This window comes from Bradyrhizobium sp. USDA 3397 (assembly GCF_054060965.1).
This window is the reverse complement of record NZ_JBSSDS010000001.1, coordinates 2,624,866-2,639,611: the sequence shown is the minus strand read 5'-3', so window position 1 is coordinate 2,639,611 and position 14,746 is coordinate 2,624,866. Positions and strand designations below refer to the sequence as shown.

The window sequence follows — 14,746 nt, the reverse complement described above, 5'->3', positions numbered from 1 at the left end:
AGCTTCATGGAGATCACCGGCAGGACCAAGATCATGTTCGTGCTCGCCGACCCGATCGATCATGTGCGGGCGAGTGCGGTGATGAATGCCTATTTCGGATCGGTCGGCGACGACTTGGCGGTGTCGCCGATCCACGTCCTGCCGGGCGATCTCGGCCACGTCGTTGCAAGCATCAGGCTGATGCGCAACGTCTTCGGCTTCGGCGTCACGATCCCGCACAAGACCTGCGTGACCGAGCATCTGGATGACATGACGGAGGCGGCACGGCGCATCGGCGCGGTCAACTTCGTCAAGCGAACGGCCGAAGGAAGTCTCGTTGGCGACAATCTGGATGCGAGGGGATTCATCGTCAGCCTCGCTCAGCATGACATCGCGGTTCGGGATCGGAAGGTGCTCCAGGTCGGTGCTGGTGGCGCGGGACGTGCAACTGCATTCGGCTTGGCGGAGGCCGGCGCCCGCGAACTCATGATCATGAACCGGGATGAGGAGAAAGCTCGCGCGCTTGCGGCCGCCGTCGCTGCGCATTATCCCGCGACGAAGGTCAGCGCCGGTCGTGCGGAGGCACGCGCATTCGATCTCATCGTCAATACGACGTCGCTCGGCATGAAACCGGACGACCCGCTTCCGCTGGATATCGAAGGCGTCGGTCCCGACGCCACCGTCAGCGACATCATCGTCAATCCTGCCGTCACGCGGCTTCTCGCAAGGGCGGCTGCGCAGGGCGCAAAGGTCATCGGCGGAAAGCCGATGCTCGATGCGCAGATGGCCCTTGTCGCCGGGTTCATCGCGCGATAGCCTGATATATCAAATATTTTATCGAAGCGGAGCCGTGCCGGCGGCTTTGGATTGGGTGCAAGGGTCGCCCGCATCGAGGCAGACAGAAGGAAGCGAGGCTCCGTGGATATTGCATCGGCCAGACAATCGGCATCGGGCGCATCGATCCGCATCAGTGGCTTGGAGAAGCGCTTCGGTGCCGTATCCGCCGTCGATGGCGTCGATATCGATATTGCTGCCGGTGAGTTTGTCGCCCTGCTCGGACCAAGCGGCTCCGGAAAGACCACGATCCTGATGAGCGTCGCAGGATTTGAATTCCCGACCAGCGGCACCATTCACGTCGATTCCGAAGACCTGACCTATGTTCCTTCGAACAGACGCAATCTGGGAATGGTGTTCCAGAATTACACGCTGTTCCCGCACATGTCGGTTCTCGACAATGTTGCCTTTCCCCTGAAGATGCGCGGTCTCCGGACGGCTGAACGTCACGCGCGCGCCGAAGCCGCGCTCGCGACCGTGCGGCTGGCAGGCTATGGCTACCGTCGCCCGAATGAGCTTTCGGGCGGCCAGCAGCAACGCGTGGCGCTCGCGCGTGCCATCGTCTATCAGCCGCGCGTCCTGCTGATGGATGAGCCGCTCAGTGCGCTCGACAAGAATCTGCGCGAAGACATGCAGCTCGAGATCAAGCGATTGCACGCCGAGCTCGGCATCACCGTCATCTTCGTCACCCACGACCAAAGCGAGGCGCTAACCATGGCCGACCGGATCGCCGTCCTGAGGGACGGCAAGATCCAGCAGATCGGGCCGGCGCGCCAGCTCTACGAAAGGCCCGCGAATCTCTTTACTGCCGGCTTCATCGGCGAGATGAATTTCGTCGACGTCGCCGTCCAAAGCGTCGGCGACGACATCTCCGTGGCTCTTCCATGGGGTGAAACATGGCGTCTGCCGGCCACGGCGGCCGTTGAGCCGGTTGCAGCCGGCGAGGCCGCGGTGCTGGCCGTGAGGCCTGAGCGGCTGCAGTTCGGCGCCGGCTCCAGCGGGCAAGTCATCGCTGTGACGTTGAGCGACATCGTCTATGCCGGGGCGGCGCTGCTGCTGATCGGACGTCTGCCTGACGGCACCGAGATGCGGGCGCGAATCCCCGGCGCCTCGCAGCTCAGCTCTTTGACCCCAGGCGACGTTGCGTCCTTCGCGATCCCTCCGGAGGCGATGCTGCTCTACCGGGGAGAGCGGCAATGATGGAGGCGCGGCGATCGCATTTCTGGCGTTCCGATGGCCGTCGGCTGAGTGGCCTGTCGACGTTGCTGCTGCTGCTGCCATTTTTCGCCCTCGTCGCCTTCGTCTTTGTCTATCCGATCCTGCAGCTCCTGGTGATCAGCATTCTCGAGCCGCATCCGACCTTGGAGAATTACGCGCGCGTCGTCGAAAACCCGGTTCACATGCGCGTCCTGCTGCGCACGCTCTGGACCGCAACGCTGGTGACCGCCTTGTCCGTGGTCCTCGGCTTCCCGGTGGCCTACTACATGAGCCGGGCAAAGGGAACGGTCGCCGCCCTTGTCGCGGTCTGTGTCATCCTGCCGCTCTGGTCGAGCGTCCTGGTACGCACCGCCGCCTGGTCATTCCTGTTCCAGCGCAACGGGCTGATCAATTCGGCGTTGATGTCTCTCGGTCTGACGTCACAGCCGTTCAAGCTGCTTTATACCCAGAGCGCCGTGGTCATCGCCATGACCCACGTGCTTCTGCCGTTCATGATCCTGCCGATCTACGGCGCACTACGCAGCATTCCGAGCGACTATGCGCGTGCGGCCGCCGTGCTCGGCGCAACGCGCCTGCGGACCTTTCTGGAGGTCATCCTTCCCTTGAGCCTGCCGGGCGTCGTTTCCGGTTCGCTGCTCGTGTTCCTCACGGCGATCGGCTTCTTCATCACGCCCGCCCTGCTCGGTTCGCCGCAGGAGATGATGATCTCGACGCTCGTCTCAAAGCAGATCCGTGAGGTCCTCGATTGGCCCTTCGCTGCAGCGTTGGTCGGGGTACTGACCGTATTCGTGACGTTGCTTGCGGTCATCTTCAGCAAGACGCTTCGCTTCGACCGGCTGATGGGGAATGCCTCATGAAGCCGCCGACCGACCGCGGATCGCTCGCGCTGGCGGCCTATGTCTATGCCGTGCTGGCCTTCATCATCGTGCCGTTGGTCATCGTCATCCCAATGTCGTTCAGCCAGAACGACTATCTGGCATTTCCGCCGTCCGGCTTCACGCTGAAATGGTACTCGGAATATTTTGACAGCAGGCAATGGCGTGCCGCCACCTGGCTCAGCGTGCAGGTGGCCTTGCTGACCGCTCTTTTCGCGTCGGTCATCGGCACAGCCGCGACCTATGCAATGATCCGCGGCCGCAGCCGGTTGGTCACCGCTTTCCAGATCCTGCTGATCGGGCCGATCATTGTGCCGCATATCGCACTCGCCGTCGGCCTTTATCTGTTTTTTCAGACGATCGGACTCTCCGGCACGATTCCGGGCTTCGTGCTCGCGCATACGGTGCTCACCTTGCCCTTCGTCGTTTTCACGATGGCCGCCGCCTTGGGAAAGGTCGATGCTAATCTGGAGGCGGCCGCCATGAGCTGCGGCGCGACACGCTTTCAAGCCTTCCGCCTGGTCACGCTGCCGCTCGTCCTGCCGAATCTCGTCAGCAGTGCGCTGTTCGCCTTCATCATCTCCTTCGACGAGCCGGTGGTATCGTTCTTTCTGTCCGGTGTGCGACAGAAGACGCTGCCGCGTCGAATGTTCGAGGATATCGAGCAGAACCTGACGCCGGTGATTCCCGCGATCGCGACGCTGCTGATCGTCTTGTCCATTTTGATTCTGCTGGGGGCCCAGGTCCTCCGATCCCGCAGCGTTACCCGGATAGCGAGCCAGTGAGAAGCCAGAGAGGAGATCGTCGATGCTGAAAACAGGTTGGATGTGGAACTCGGCAGCTGTCGTGCTTGCCTCGGTTCTTTCCGGAGCGTTGCCGGCTGCCGCTGAAAAACTGGAAGACCAGTTGGTGATTGCAACGACCGGTGGCCTGATGGGCAACACCCTCGCAAAATATTTCTACGATCCCTTCCAAAAGGCCAAGAATGTCGAAATCGTCCCGGTCGCAATCGAGGTGCCCGATCAGTGGGCGCGCGCCAAGGCGATGCAGCGAACCGGCAAGGTGGAGTTCGACATCGTCACGGCAACAGGTCCCGACCTGGTCGGACGCACCGATATGCTCGAGAAGATCGATTGTGCGAAACTGCCCAACGTTCAGAAGTTCGGCGTCTCCGACGCCTGTCAGCCCTACGGCGTCGCCCGCACGACCGGCGGCATGCTGATCACCTACAATACCGAAACGTTCAAGAACAAAGCGCCCAAGACCTGGGCGGACTTCTGGGACGTCAAGCAGTTTCCCGGGCCGCGAGGGCTCCCCGACACCGGCGACAGCGATTGGTGGGTGCCGGTAGCCGCGCTGCTCGCCGACGGCGTCAAGCCGGAGCAGCTTTTCCCGCTGGACATCAATCGCGCCTACAAGAAGCTGGACGAGATCCGTCCCAATGTCGCGGTGTGGTGGAAGACCGGCGACCAGGTGCAGCAGATCATGCGCAGCCGCGAGGTCGTCATGGCCATGAGCTATTCGGGCCGCGCGCTCGCCGTGGTGAAGGAGGGCGTACCGGTTGCCATGTCCTGGGACCAAGCCATTCGCGACACCGGTTACATGGCTGTTCTCAAGGGTGCGCCCGACCTCAAAGCCGCCATGGCCTATCTCGACTTCTTCTATGCGAGCTCCGATGCGCATGTGCCGTTCATGCGCGCTGTCAACTATGCGACGGCCAGCAAGTCGGCCATCGAGTTGTTGAAGCCGGAGGAGCGCAATCTCTACGCGACTTCGCCGGAGAACTACGAAAAGCTGGTCAAGCCCGATTTCGCCTGGATCGGCGAGCACCGTAACGAACTGCGCGAGCGGTGGATGGCCTGGCTGACTCGCTAGGCCGCATTAGCTTCTCCCGCCATTTGCGCTTCTAAGTGAGGACCGAGCATGGATCACACCAGTGACCCCGGCGCGCTGCGCTACGTGATCGATCCCGGAAGGCTCGATCTCGTCAAGGAGTTCCGCGCAAGTCCGCTCGGAGCGCATAGCCCGGAACTCCGCAAGCTGTTGGCCCGGATGCGCTGGGGCAAGCCGGAAGGACGGCTTGTTCTGATCGTGCTCGAACCTGGCAAGGCCTGGCGGCTGTCGCGCATCCCCAAGCGTCGCGGCGATCCCATGCCTTTCGTCGATGATCGCGTCTTCACCTCTCTTGTTGAAGCGGAGTGGCATGTCTTCAAGCTGCGTTGGCAGGAAATGACGGGAACGACGCTGCCTGCGGAGATTTCCGGTGATCTATAGGACCAACGAATATCTCGGCTATCCGGATCGCATCAGCGTCCCGGCAGGCGAGCCCGTCAGATTCCAGCTCAGCAGCAAGCGGCCGAGCGTGAAGGTCGAGGTGCTCAGGCTGCGCTGCGGCGATGTCGACAGCAACGGCCCTGGCTTCAAATATGAAGTGATAACGAGCCCCATTGACGGTGAGCATGCCTGCCTCGACCAGCCGATCCGGCCGGGATCCAACGTCGTCATTGACCACGACGGTGCACTGGTCCCGACCGGCGGGCACTGGTGTTTCGGGGCCTACGTGTATCCGACGCGGATCGCGGACAATGCCAAGGCCGTGATGGGAAATTGGTGCGAGCGCTCGGCGTGCGGCTACGCGCTCGAACTCGACGAGGAGGGGCATCTGGTGCTGGTGCTGGGCCAGGTGAGCGGTACGCCGGCGCGTTTTGCCCTCGACGTCAAGCTGCGCCCGCGCGTCTGGGCATTCGTATCGTGCGCGCTTGACCTTGCGGGGGGATCGGTCTCCTTATCGCTGATCGTTCCGGCAGATGGCGTTCGGCCAGTCGCTGCCTATTCGAAATCGTTTGCCCTGCCGCAAGCGCCCGCGCTCGATTCCGGCCTGCCGTTCCTGATTGCGGCCCATCATGCGAATGGCGATCGCCAATATACCTCGCACTTCGATGGCAAGATTGAAGCTCCGCGGGTCTTTTCGTATCCATTGAGCGCAGAGGCGCTGCGGGTATTCGACGGCCGGTTGCGGACGGGAGCAAGCGATGCAGGGCTTGTCGCCTTCTGGGATTTCGCAAACGGCATCTCGTCACTGTCGATCAAGGATATTTCACCGAACGGCCTGCACGGCAGCCTCCACCAACTGCCCCGCAGGGGCGTGACCGGCTTTCAATGGTCTGGATCCGTTCACGACTGGCGGCTGTCGCCGCAGGAGTATGCGGCGATTCATTTCCACAGCGACGATATCTACGATTGCGAATGGCGGACAACCTGCACGCTCGATGTGCCAGCCCACTGGCGATCAGGCGTCTACGCGCTCCGGCTGACCTCGGGAGGTGACAATCCAGACCGGGACTGCGAAAGCTACGTCACCTTCTTCGTGACGCCCGGCAAGGCGTCCCGGCGGGCGGATCTGGTCGTGGTCGCTTCGATCGCGACATATCTGGCTTATGCCAACAGCGCGTTGCGTCTCTATCAGGTTCACTTCGAGACTTTGATGGAGCACGTTCTGTGGTTGCCGCAAGATGACGTCTTCATGCAGGAGAACCCGGAGATCGGCCAGTCGACCTATGATTGCCATGTCGACGGCTCGGGGCGGGCCTACAGCTCCTGGCTGCGGCCCATCCTCAACATGCGTCCGCGCGGCTATTGGTTCAATTTGATCAACGACACCCATATCCTTGACTGGCTCGAGGAGAAGGGGATCGCCTACGATCTGATCACGGATGTCGAGCTTGACCGGGAAGGAGCGCGGGCGCTCGCTCCTTACCGGGTCATGATGACGCCGACCCATCCCGAATATTTCAGCTTCAACATGATGAACGCGATCATGGCGTATCAGAACGCCGGCGGGCGGCACATCTCGATGGGAGGCAATGCATTCTACTGGCGCTGCGGCTTTCACCCGGCCGCGCCCGCCGCGCTGGAGGTTCGCCGCGGCATGGCCGGGACGCGCACCTGGGAATCGGAGCCCGGCGAAGTGCATCTAGCCGGCACCGGGGAGCCGGGATCGCTGTGGCGGCATTCGGGCTTTGCGCCGCAGAAGCTGGTCGGCGTCGGGTTCTCCGCCATGATCAACGATACCTGCGGCTACTATCTGCGCACGGCCGAAAGCGAGGATCCGCGTGTCGCGTTCATCTTCGAGGGCACAGGCCGTCACGAAAAATTCGGTGATTTTGGATTTCGCTACAATGGTGCCGTCGGCAGCGAGATCGATCGATACGATCTCGAACTCGGAACGCCGCCGCATGCGTTGCGGATCGCGACATCCGAAGGATTGGGCGCGGGCGCGCTGCCCACACCGGAGGAGTTTCGCACCGTGGTCGACGGTCTCGACGGCACGCAAAATGCGCTGGTGCGCGCCGACATGGTGTTCTTCGAGACCGCCCATGGCGGCGCCGTCTTTGCGACGGGATCGATCACCTACGGCATGTCGTTGGGTCACAACAACTATGACAACAACATCAGCACCATCACGTTGAACGTCGTGAATCGGTTTCTCGATCCGAGGCCGTTCGTCATGCCTGCCAAAACCTAGACTGCAGCCTCGATTTCGGCCCAACATGCAAAGCCGCCATCTCGCCGCCAGAGATGGCTTTTCGAACCAGGGAGGCTGTCATGTCGGACAAGCCTGAGTTTCATCCGCCTGAATTGGGATCCGTCAATGTCGCTCCCCGCAAGGCGCGCCCGATGCATGCGGACGAGCACTGGGCCAGCCAGCCCTGGTATGAGGTTCCGCGCGGCGATCCCTCTGTTGCGGAAGTCTACACCTATACCGATGCGATGTCTTACGACCCGGGAGACGAAGTTGTCTTTCGCTCCTCGGCAACAGCAAAGGTCTGGCGGTTGCAGATCTATCGCGACGGTCTCGAGCCCGAGATGGTGCATGAGATCGATGTGCTTGACGGCGTGTTCGCGGCTACGCCGTCCGATGCCTATCGCAATGGCTGCAACTGGCCGGTCGCTCACCGATGGACGCTGCCGCCGGATCTGCGCTCGGGCTTTTATCGTGTGGTCTCGTCGTGCGAGCGAGCGAATGGGGCCCGCTTCATCCAGCACCATTTCTTCGTCGTGCGGCCGACGGAGAAGACGCGGCGCGCGAAAATACTGATGATCCTGCCGACGGGCACCTGGACCGCCTACAATGATTTTGGCGGTGCCAATCATTATTTCGGCGTCGAAGGTCCTGACAGCGACGAGCCGTCGCCGGTGCTGTCGCTGCAGCGGCCATGGACGCGCGGCATGGTCTGGCTGCCGTCCGGCGCACCGCGCATCTGCGCTGATCCCGCGCCCGAGATGGGCGACGCGCCCCGCTACCCGATGAAGGAGTGGGCCTTCTCCAACGGCTTTGGCCAGTATTACGCGGCGGCGGGCTGGGCCCAGTACGACCGGCATTTCGTGCTCTGGGCGCAGAAGGAAGGCTACGCGCTCGACATGATCACCCAGACCGATCTTCACTACCGGCCCGAGTTGCTCGACGCCTACCCCTGCGTCACCATCATCGGCCATGACGAGTACTGGACATGGGAGATGCGCGAGGCGATCGAGCGCTATGTGGAGGGCGGCGGGCGCCTCGCGCGCTTCGGCGCGAATTTCCTGTGGCAGATCCGGCTCGAGGACGACGGCAAGCGCCAAGTTTGCTACAAGTTCAAAGCCATCCACAAGGATCCGATCGTCGGTACGGACCGCGCGCGCCTGATGACGTCTGCCTGGGAAGATCGCAACGTCCGTTGGCCGGGCGCCTCGACGGTCGGCGTGAACGGCGCGCACGGCCTCTACGCATCCTGGGGCGGATTTGCGCCGAACGGCCAAAGAGGCTTTACGATCTATCGCCCGGAGCATTGGGCGTTTGCCGGCACGGGACTGCACTATGCCGACGTCTTCGGCGACAAGCAGCACATCTTCGCCTACGAGGTCGACGGGTTGGACTACACGTTCCGCAACGGTCTTCCTTTTCCGGTTCCGGTCGAAGGGCAGCCCGAGACCATCCAGATCCTGGCGATGGCGCCGGCCGTCCTGGCGGAAGACGAGCCGCAGGGTGAGGGCTTCCGCTACTACGTACGCAGCAGCGACCACGAAGGCCTGGTGGAGTGCATCACCGGCGAGGTCACGCCCGAGGGTCTGGCCCGCTACAAATACGGCTCCGGCATGATGGTGCACATGACCCGCGGCAAGGGCGAGGTGCTGACAGCCGCGACCTGCGAATGGGTGATGGGGCTGAAGCGCGGCGATCCGTTCACGCAGCGGATCACCCGCAACATCCTGGATCGCTTCACTGCGCCCCGTTCCGCGTGAGCAGCTTTCAACGACGCCTGGATTTCGCGCCTGCTGCCTTGGCAGCTGGCGCGGCGCGCGTCTTCGTCGCTTCAATCTCGACGTCGTCGTCGACGGCCGTCTCGGGAGTCATGAAGCGCGTACCGCCATGCTTTTCCAGTAACCGGACGAGATTCTGGCCACCCTCCATCATGTCGGCCTGGATCGACTCGCGAACCTTGTCCGGCCGGCGCTGCCGCAGATTCTTGAGAACCGACAGATGTTGGTGTTCGTTGGGATAGGTCGGGGGGGCGTGCGGGTAATGGAAATTCAACAGGGGTCCGTTCCGCATCCAGATATCGTCGAGGATGGCGAGCACTTCGGGAAGCCCCGATCCATCATAGAGACCGCGGTGGAATTGCCAGTTGGCGCGAACGGCGTCGGACCATCTATGCTCCTTCTCCGCGCTGATCAGCTCGCGGTGAGTGGCCTCCATCCTGTCGATATCGGCTTCCGAGATGCGCGTGGTTGCGTGCTCGGCGGCAAGTCCCTCGAGAAACAGCCTGACGGTCCTGAGCTCGATATACTGCTTGGCCGTCATGTGGGCGACCATAATCGAGCGTCCCGCCTGCATCTCGAGCGCGCGGCCGCGCACGAGCTGCATCAGGGCTTCGCGAATGGGCGTCTCCGACACGTTCATGGTCGCAGCAAGGTCACGGATCTTGAAGCGATGGCCCGGCCAGAACCGGCCTTCCATCAGCGCCTGGCGCAGATTGTTGTAAACCAGGCTTGTCAGGCTGTCGCGAGCCACCGGGCCCACGCCGCCCTCGCCAGGTCTCTGTTCAACGTCAACCATTCTCGGTCCCCGAAAGGTCTGGGCCGTTTCGGCTATCCGCGCCGACACGGGTTCGAATCCATTTCATATATAATATAGGAGATCGTTCTTGCGCGCCGACCGTCTGCGCTTCTTCTACGACAGAAACTTCAAGGTCCTCCCGAGACCCAAATTCGTCAGCTCGAAGTCGGGCTCCGCCAGCCGAGGTTCGACGGCCCGGGTCAGGCAAAGCAACAATCCCCTTGTAACCGAGAACATAATATATGATATATCAAAACTAAAGGAGAAGAAGGCATGCCGGAATTGATCAGGACAAGGGATGCTGCCCTGCGGGCGCGCGCCAAGAAGGTCGTGCCAGGCGGGATGTGGGGACATCTCCACGCGGCCAAGTTGCCCGAGACGTATCCGCAGTTCTTCAGCCGCGGCGAGGGCGGCGTGCTCTGGGATGTTGATGGTCACCGCTACGTGGACTTCATGTGCAGCTGGGGTCCCAACCTGCTCGGTCATCACCATCCCGAGGTGGAGGAGGCCGCCGAGCGTCAGCGGCGTGACGGCGACTGCCTCAATGGTCCGGCGGAAGTCATGGTCGAGTTGGCCGAGCTTGTCGTCGATATGGTGGCACATGCCGATTGGACGCAGTTTCAGAAGAACGGCACCGATGCGACGACGACGTGCGTCACGATCGCAAGGGCTGCAACGGGTCGGCGAAAGATCCTCGCCGCTAAGGGCGCCTATCATGGTGCCGTGCCGTGGTGCTCACCGTCGCTTCTCGGTGTGACCGCGGAGGATCGCGCCCATCTCGCATACTTCACATTCAACGACGTCGAGAGCCTTGAGGCGGCGGCCAACGCGGCGGGTGATGATCTTGCCGGAATTCTGATTTCGGCTTTCCGCCACGATCTCGGGGTCGACCAGGAACTTCCCACCGTAGAGTTCGCCCGTGCGGCGCGTCGCATCTGTGACAGCAAGGGCGCCGCGCTGCTCATCGACGAAGTTCGCGCCGGCTTCCGCCTGAATGCCGCGGGTAGCTGGGAAGGCCTTGGTGTCCGGCCCGACTTGTCCGCCTGGAGCAAGGCGATCGCCAATGGTTATGCCCTGGCGGCTGTGACCGGAGCCGATTGGCTGCGTCGTGCTGCATCCCAGGTCTTTGTCACGGGGTCATTCTGGGCCGGCGCCGTCGCCATGGCTGCTGCCGTCGCGACATTGAAGATAGTACGCAGGGACGATGTTCCGACCCGCCTCGGGCAGCTCGGACAAACGCTGCGTGATGGCCTCGAGACGCGCTCCCATCAGTTCGGACTTTCAATCCGTCAATCGGGGCCAGTGCAAATGCCGACGCTTTTGTTTGAAGGGGACCCGGACTATCGGAAAGGTTCGGCGTTTTGCAGCGCGATGCTTGCAAGAGGTGTCTACTTCCATCCCAAGCACAACATGTTCCTCTGCGCCGCCCATACCGAGGCCGACATCGCCGTTGCACTCGAGGCCGCGGAGCACGGCTTTGCAACTGTGGCGGCACTTTGAAGAGAATGATGGTGCGACGAATGCCCATGTTCGGTCGGATAAGCCCGTGGTGCGACCAGTAAATGATTGATTGTTCATTACCCGTCGCTGTCTCTTAATCAGCGGGTCGCTCGACGCGCAAGATTGCGAAGATCAACGCGCCGCGAACGGTCTCGGGCGCGACCTGGGCGCCGAACTCGGTCACCTACACTGGAAACAACCGAACCCACTTGATGCGAAGTCCCGAGGCCGGCCGTTTCGAGCTGCGGCTCGCCGACGGTGCTGCCAATCCCTACCTGCTGCAGGCCGCGGTTCTATCCGCCGGGCTCGACGACCTCGGCAACAAGCGAGATCCCGGAAAGCGACTCGACATCAACATGTATACCGAGGGGCACACCGTGACCTCGGCCAAGCGGCTCCCGATGAATCTGCTCGATGCCTTGCGAGCGCTCGAACACTCAAGCGTGCTGCGGGATCATCTCGGGGAGTTCGTACCCGCCTATCTCAAGCTGAAGTATGAGGAGTGGAACGACTACGCACGCGATCTGACCCAATGGGAGCGCGACAGCACTCTGGACTGTTGAGTCGCAACAGGTGTTCAGCACTGGCGCGATGGGAAGCCGGCACGCGCCGTATCACACACAGACGATCTGGAGGACCAGGTACCAAACCATTTGCTCGTCAACGAACCATCATTGTCGGTCCAGGGGATCGGTGGCAATTGCGGCAGGTAGGATGCATATGGCATCACTTTCGCAAGCGTCACCCTGCCCGGATACCGTGCGAGAAAAGCCTTGTTCATTCCGCCGTCCAATCCGCTGTAGATCGGGGCAACTGGCACGTTGTCTTCAAGCAATTGCGCGTACGCGCGCTCGTCGGCGCGCCGTTTTTCCAGCGCCCTTCGCGCGATTTCCGGATTGACGACAAAGGGAGGGCATTTCTCGATCGGATTGAACACGAGAGGGTGCGGCGAATTCGGGGAAGGTTGCGCATCGAACACATAGCGGCGGTTACACACATCCACTTTGGGTTCGAGTTGTGTCGTCTCGAAATGATCGTTGCCGACCTTGAGCATTTCCCAGAAGGGCAGGTTGGGATTGTTTCGATGGCGCGCCAGATTCACCGGTGTCAGGCGGAACGGGTAGGCTTGGACCTGGAACGATGTTCGGCCGCCGCGGAATGAGTCACGCGCCAGCGAATAGATCTCGCTGATCTGTTCGTCCGTCATGGCATAGCAACCGCTCGACCAGCAGTCGCCGTGGATCATGAGGAAGCTGCCGTTTCGCTTGTTTGCCCTGTCGAAGCTGTTCGGATAGCCGAGGTTGATCGAGAGATAGAAATTGGAGTTGGGGTTCATCAACTCAGGCGTAACTGTATAAAACCCTTCCGGAGCCTGTCGGTCGCCCTCGTACAATTTCGGCCCGAGATCGCCCGACCACCGGCAGATCGGATAGGTCTTCAGCAATTGGAAACGGCCGGCCGTGTCCTGCTTCCAGACTTCGAGCTCTGCCTCGTCCTTGAAGAGACGCACAAGGATAGGGGAATATTTCGGCATCTTCTTCTGTTCGAGCAGCGCGAGCAGCTCGGCCGGCAATTCCTGCGTCGCCTTGGCGGGCAGCGGCTTGCTGCTTTCGCCGAAGCATGTGGCAGGTGTCAAGGCAGCGGCAAAAGCCGCCGCCAGCACAATTGCGTGTCGGACCATGGCGCATATCACTGCTGTACCTCCAGCCCGCCGCGCGCCGCTATTTCTCAAGTCCGACGAACATCGTAGCCTCCTCGACCGACTTCCGCTCCGACACCATCGCATTCGCCGGAAAAGCCTCATCATTCTGCCCCCGATGTCGCCGAACCACCGGACGCTGTTTCAGCGGTTCGACGCCGCGTCCGGCGAGCACGCGAAGGCGCAACACAAGTCGTTCGATTGCAATACTATGGATCAATCGGACGACATCGTCTACGGAGTGCACGACCTCGAGGCAATGTGCTCTCCGCAAGCCTCGCCCGTTCGGCAGGCTCAGCTGAACTCGACCGAGAGGTGATCGCGCTGGTGCTCCGTACCTCGCCGGCAACTCCGGCAGGGCGCCAGGCGATCCATCACGGCGCCTGTACGCTTCAGCACGCGATGACACATCATGGTTCTGCTGCAAGATGGTCCCCGCTACCGGCGAACGCACACGCTGGCGCGACCACCATTACTACAAGATGGCTGTCTCAGCGCGGCTTTCATCTTGACGAACCGACGTCGTCGCTAGCGACTAGCGCAGCACGACTTCTTGATCTGTCCAGCGAAGATAATGCCGCGGTGCAGCGCCCAGCTCGCGCTTGAACATGGCGGCGAATGCGCTCGGGCTGTCATAGCCCACGTCCAGCGCTACGCATGTGACGGGTTCGCCTGCGCCCAGGCGTGCCAAAGCTTCCAGGAGCCGCACGCGTTGTCGCCACACTGAAAAGCTCTGACCGGTCTCGCGGCGGAACAGCCTCGTCAGCGTTCGCCGGCTGAGGCTGCATTTGTCTGCCCAGTCGTCGAGCGTGAGGTCCGAGGAGGGGTCGCCAAGCACTGCCTTACAGATCGCCGCAAGGCGGGGGTCCGGTGGCACCTGCACGTGAAGCGTCACCTCCGGCATGTGTGAGATCTCGGCGAGCAGGAGTTCGAGAAGCTTGCCGTCGCGTCCGTCCTGGTCGTAGGTCTGCGGCATCCGCACCGCCTCGTCCATCAGGGCTTCGACGAGCGAGGATGCGCGAATCAGGCGGCACGTCTCCGACGTTCCTCGTCGGCGATCAGGCGTGACATAGATCGTCTGGGCCTCGACTTCACCCCAGGCGCGCGACTGATGTACAACGCCGGCCGGAATCCATAAACCATGCCCGGGTGGAACCACGAAATGACCGCGCTCGGTCATCATCGCCGTGACGCCGGTGATCTGCAGGATGAACTGGTCGCGCCGATGCGCGTGCCGCGTGCTGGTGCTCTCGTTCGGATAAGTTGCGGTCATCGCGGCGACCGGCCGCGCGATCGTCTGAAGTTGTCCGGCATAGTTGGCGGCCGCTGCGGGGCCCTCCTGTTTGCTGCAGGTTCGCAATTCGCCAGTCACATCTCGCCGCGCTACGACTTTCACGTGTCGTGAACTCCCGATCCAAGTCCTTTTCTGCAAGGCTCTTATGCATCTTCCGGGCCAGATATGGCCCGATCGCGATGGTTCTTGTCCCCGATCAGGTAGCGCGGGACAGGGCGTTTGGCAACAATGCTCGCGCCGGTCAGATTCGT

Annotated in this window: 11 protein-coding genes and 2 pseudogenes; 10 read left to right on the top strand and 3 right to left on the bottom strand. The window is 61.9% G+C overall.

The genetic code is table 11. From position 1 onward, the window contains the following. Positions 1-6 precede the first annotated feature (6 nt). From ACVWYQ_RS12580 to ACVWYQ_RS12545, 8 genes are all read left to right on the top strand, one after another. Complete coding sequence (locus tag ACVWYQ_RS12580) at positions 7-795, top strand: shikimate dehydrogenase family protein (protein WP_456725667.1); 789 nt, start codon at positions 7-9, stop codon at positions 793-795. 108 nt (positions 796-903) lie between these two features. Next, on the top strand, positions 904-2,013 hold the full coding sequence (locus ACVWYQ_RS12575; protein ID WP_271544298.1) for an ABC transporter ATP-binding protein: 1,110 nt from the start codon (positions 904-906) through the stop codon (positions 2,011-2,013). Continuing rightward, a complete protein-coding gene (locus ACVWYQ_RS12570) occupies positions 2,010-2,888 on the top strand; it encodes an ABC transporter permease (RefSeq protein WP_128263206.1) in 879 nt (292 codons plus the stop codon). The genes ACVWYQ_RS12575 and ACVWYQ_RS12570 overlap by 4 nt, the downstream gene beginning before the upstream one ends. Further along, positions 2,885-3,691, top strand: a complete 807-nt coding sequence (locus ACVWYQ_RS12565) for an ABC transporter permease (protein ID WP_128263207.1) — start codon at positions 2,885-2,887, stop codon at positions 3,689-3,691. The genes ACVWYQ_RS12570 and ACVWYQ_RS12565 overlap by 4 nt, the downstream gene beginning before the upstream one ends. Before the next feature lie 22 nt (positions 3,692-3,713). Then, a complete protein-coding gene (locus ACVWYQ_RS12560; protein WP_271544018.1) occupies positions 3,714-4,781 on the top strand; it encodes an ABC transporter substrate-binding protein in 1,068 nt (355 codons plus the stop codon). A 48-nt stretch (positions 4,782-4,829) separates the two neighbouring features. After that, complete coding sequence (locus tag ACVWYQ_RS12555) at positions 4,830-5,180, top strand: hypothetical protein (RefSeq protein ID WP_128263209.1); 351 nt, start codon at positions 4,830-4,832, stop codon at positions 5,178-5,180. Continuing rightward, positions 5,170-7,431, top strand: a complete 2,262-nt coding sequence (locus ACVWYQ_RS12550) for a N,N-dimethylformamidase beta subunit family domain-containing protein (RefSeq protein WP_456725666.1) — start codon at positions 5,170-5,172, stop codon at positions 7,429-7,431. Before ACVWYQ_RS12555 ends, ACVWYQ_RS12550 begins: the two co-directional genes overlap by 11 nt. Before the next feature lie 80 nt (positions 7,432-7,511). Continuing rightward, positions 7,512-9,188 carry a N,N-dimethylformamidase beta subunit family domain-containing protein gene (locus ACVWYQ_RS12545; RefSeq protein ID WP_404539162.1) on the top strand — a complete coding sequence of 559 codons (1,677 nt, stop codon included), beginning with the start codon at positions 7,512-7,514 and terminating at the stop codon, positions 9,186-9,188. A 109-nt stretch (positions 9,189-9,297) separates the two neighbouring features. Here ACVWYQ_RS12545 and ACVWYQ_RS12540 read toward each other — a convergent pair. Next, a pseudogene (locus tag ACVWYQ_RS12540) lies at positions 9,298-10,002 on the bottom strand (GntR family transcriptional regulator); the annotation flags it as partial. 273 nt (positions 10,003-10,275) lie between these two features. Between ACVWYQ_RS12540 and ACVWYQ_RS12535 the strand changes: the two are divergent. Together ACVWYQ_RS12535 and ACVWYQ_RS12530 are read left to right on the top strand one after the other, a co-directional pair. Further along, complete coding sequence (locus ACVWYQ_RS12535) at positions 10,276-11,502, top strand: aminotransferase class III-fold pyridoxal phosphate-dependent enzyme (protein ID WP_404539165.1); 1,227 nt, start codon at positions 10,276-10,278, stop codon at positions 11,500-11,502. 128 nt (positions 11,503-11,630) lie between these two features. Further along, positions 11,631-12,065, top strand: a pseudogene (locus tag ACVWYQ_RS12530) (type III glutamate--ammonia ligase); the annotation flags it as partial. A gap of 14 nt (positions 12,066-12,079) precedes the next feature. Here the strand turns inward: ACVWYQ_RS12530 and ACVWYQ_RS12525 are convergent. Together ACVWYQ_RS12525 and ACVWYQ_RS12520 are read right to left on the bottom strand one after the other, a co-directional pair. After that, positions 12,080-13,183 (bottom strand): L,D-transpeptidase family protein, encoded by a 1,104-nt coding sequence (locus ACVWYQ_RS12525; protein WP_404539168.1) that lies wholly within the window; start codon positions 13,181-13,183, stop codon positions 12,080-12,082. 553 nt (positions 13,184-13,736) lie between these two features. After that, entirely contained in the window at positions 13,737-14,597 is an 861-nt protein-coding gene (locus ACVWYQ_RS12520; protein WP_057026658.1) for an AraC family transcriptional regulator, read from the bottom strand. Positions 14,598-14,746: the final 149 nt, after the last annotated feature.

Excerpts from the sequence above, each read along its gene's own strand:
- ACVWYQ_RS12570 (WP_128263206.1), top strand. The coding sequence starts at position 2,010 with ATGATGGAGGCGCGGCGATCGCATTTCTGGCGTTCCGATGGCCGTCGG.
- ACVWYQ_RS12535 (WP_404539165.1), top strand. The coding sequence starts at position 10,276 with ATGCCGGAATTGATCAGGACAAGGGATGCTGCCCTGCGGGCGCGCGCC.
- ACVWYQ_RS12560 (WP_271544018.1), top strand. The coding sequence starts at position 3,714 with ATGCTGAAAACAGGTTGGATGTGGAACTCGGCAGCTGTCGTGCTTGCC.
- ACVWYQ_RS12565 (WP_128263207.1), top strand. The coding sequence starts at position 2,885 with ATGAAGCCGCCGACCGACCGCGGATCGCTCGCGCTGGCGGCCTATGTC.
- ACVWYQ_RS12580 (WP_456725667.1), top strand. The coding sequence starts at position 7 with ATGGAGATCACCGGCAGGACCAAGATCATGTTCGTGCTCGCCGACCCG.
- ACVWYQ_RS12555 (WP_128263209.1), top strand. The coding sequence starts at position 4,830 with ATGGATCACACCAGTGACCCCGGCGCGCTGCGCTACGTGATCGATCCC.
- ACVWYQ_RS12545 (WP_404539162.1), top strand. The coding sequence starts at position 7,512 with ATGTCGGACAAGCCTGAGTTTCATCCGCCTGAATTGGGATCCGTCAAT.
- ACVWYQ_RS12525 (WP_404539168.1), bottom strand. The coding sequence starts at position 13,183 with ATGGTCCGACACGCAATTGTGCTGGCGGCGGCTTTTGCCGCTGCCTTG.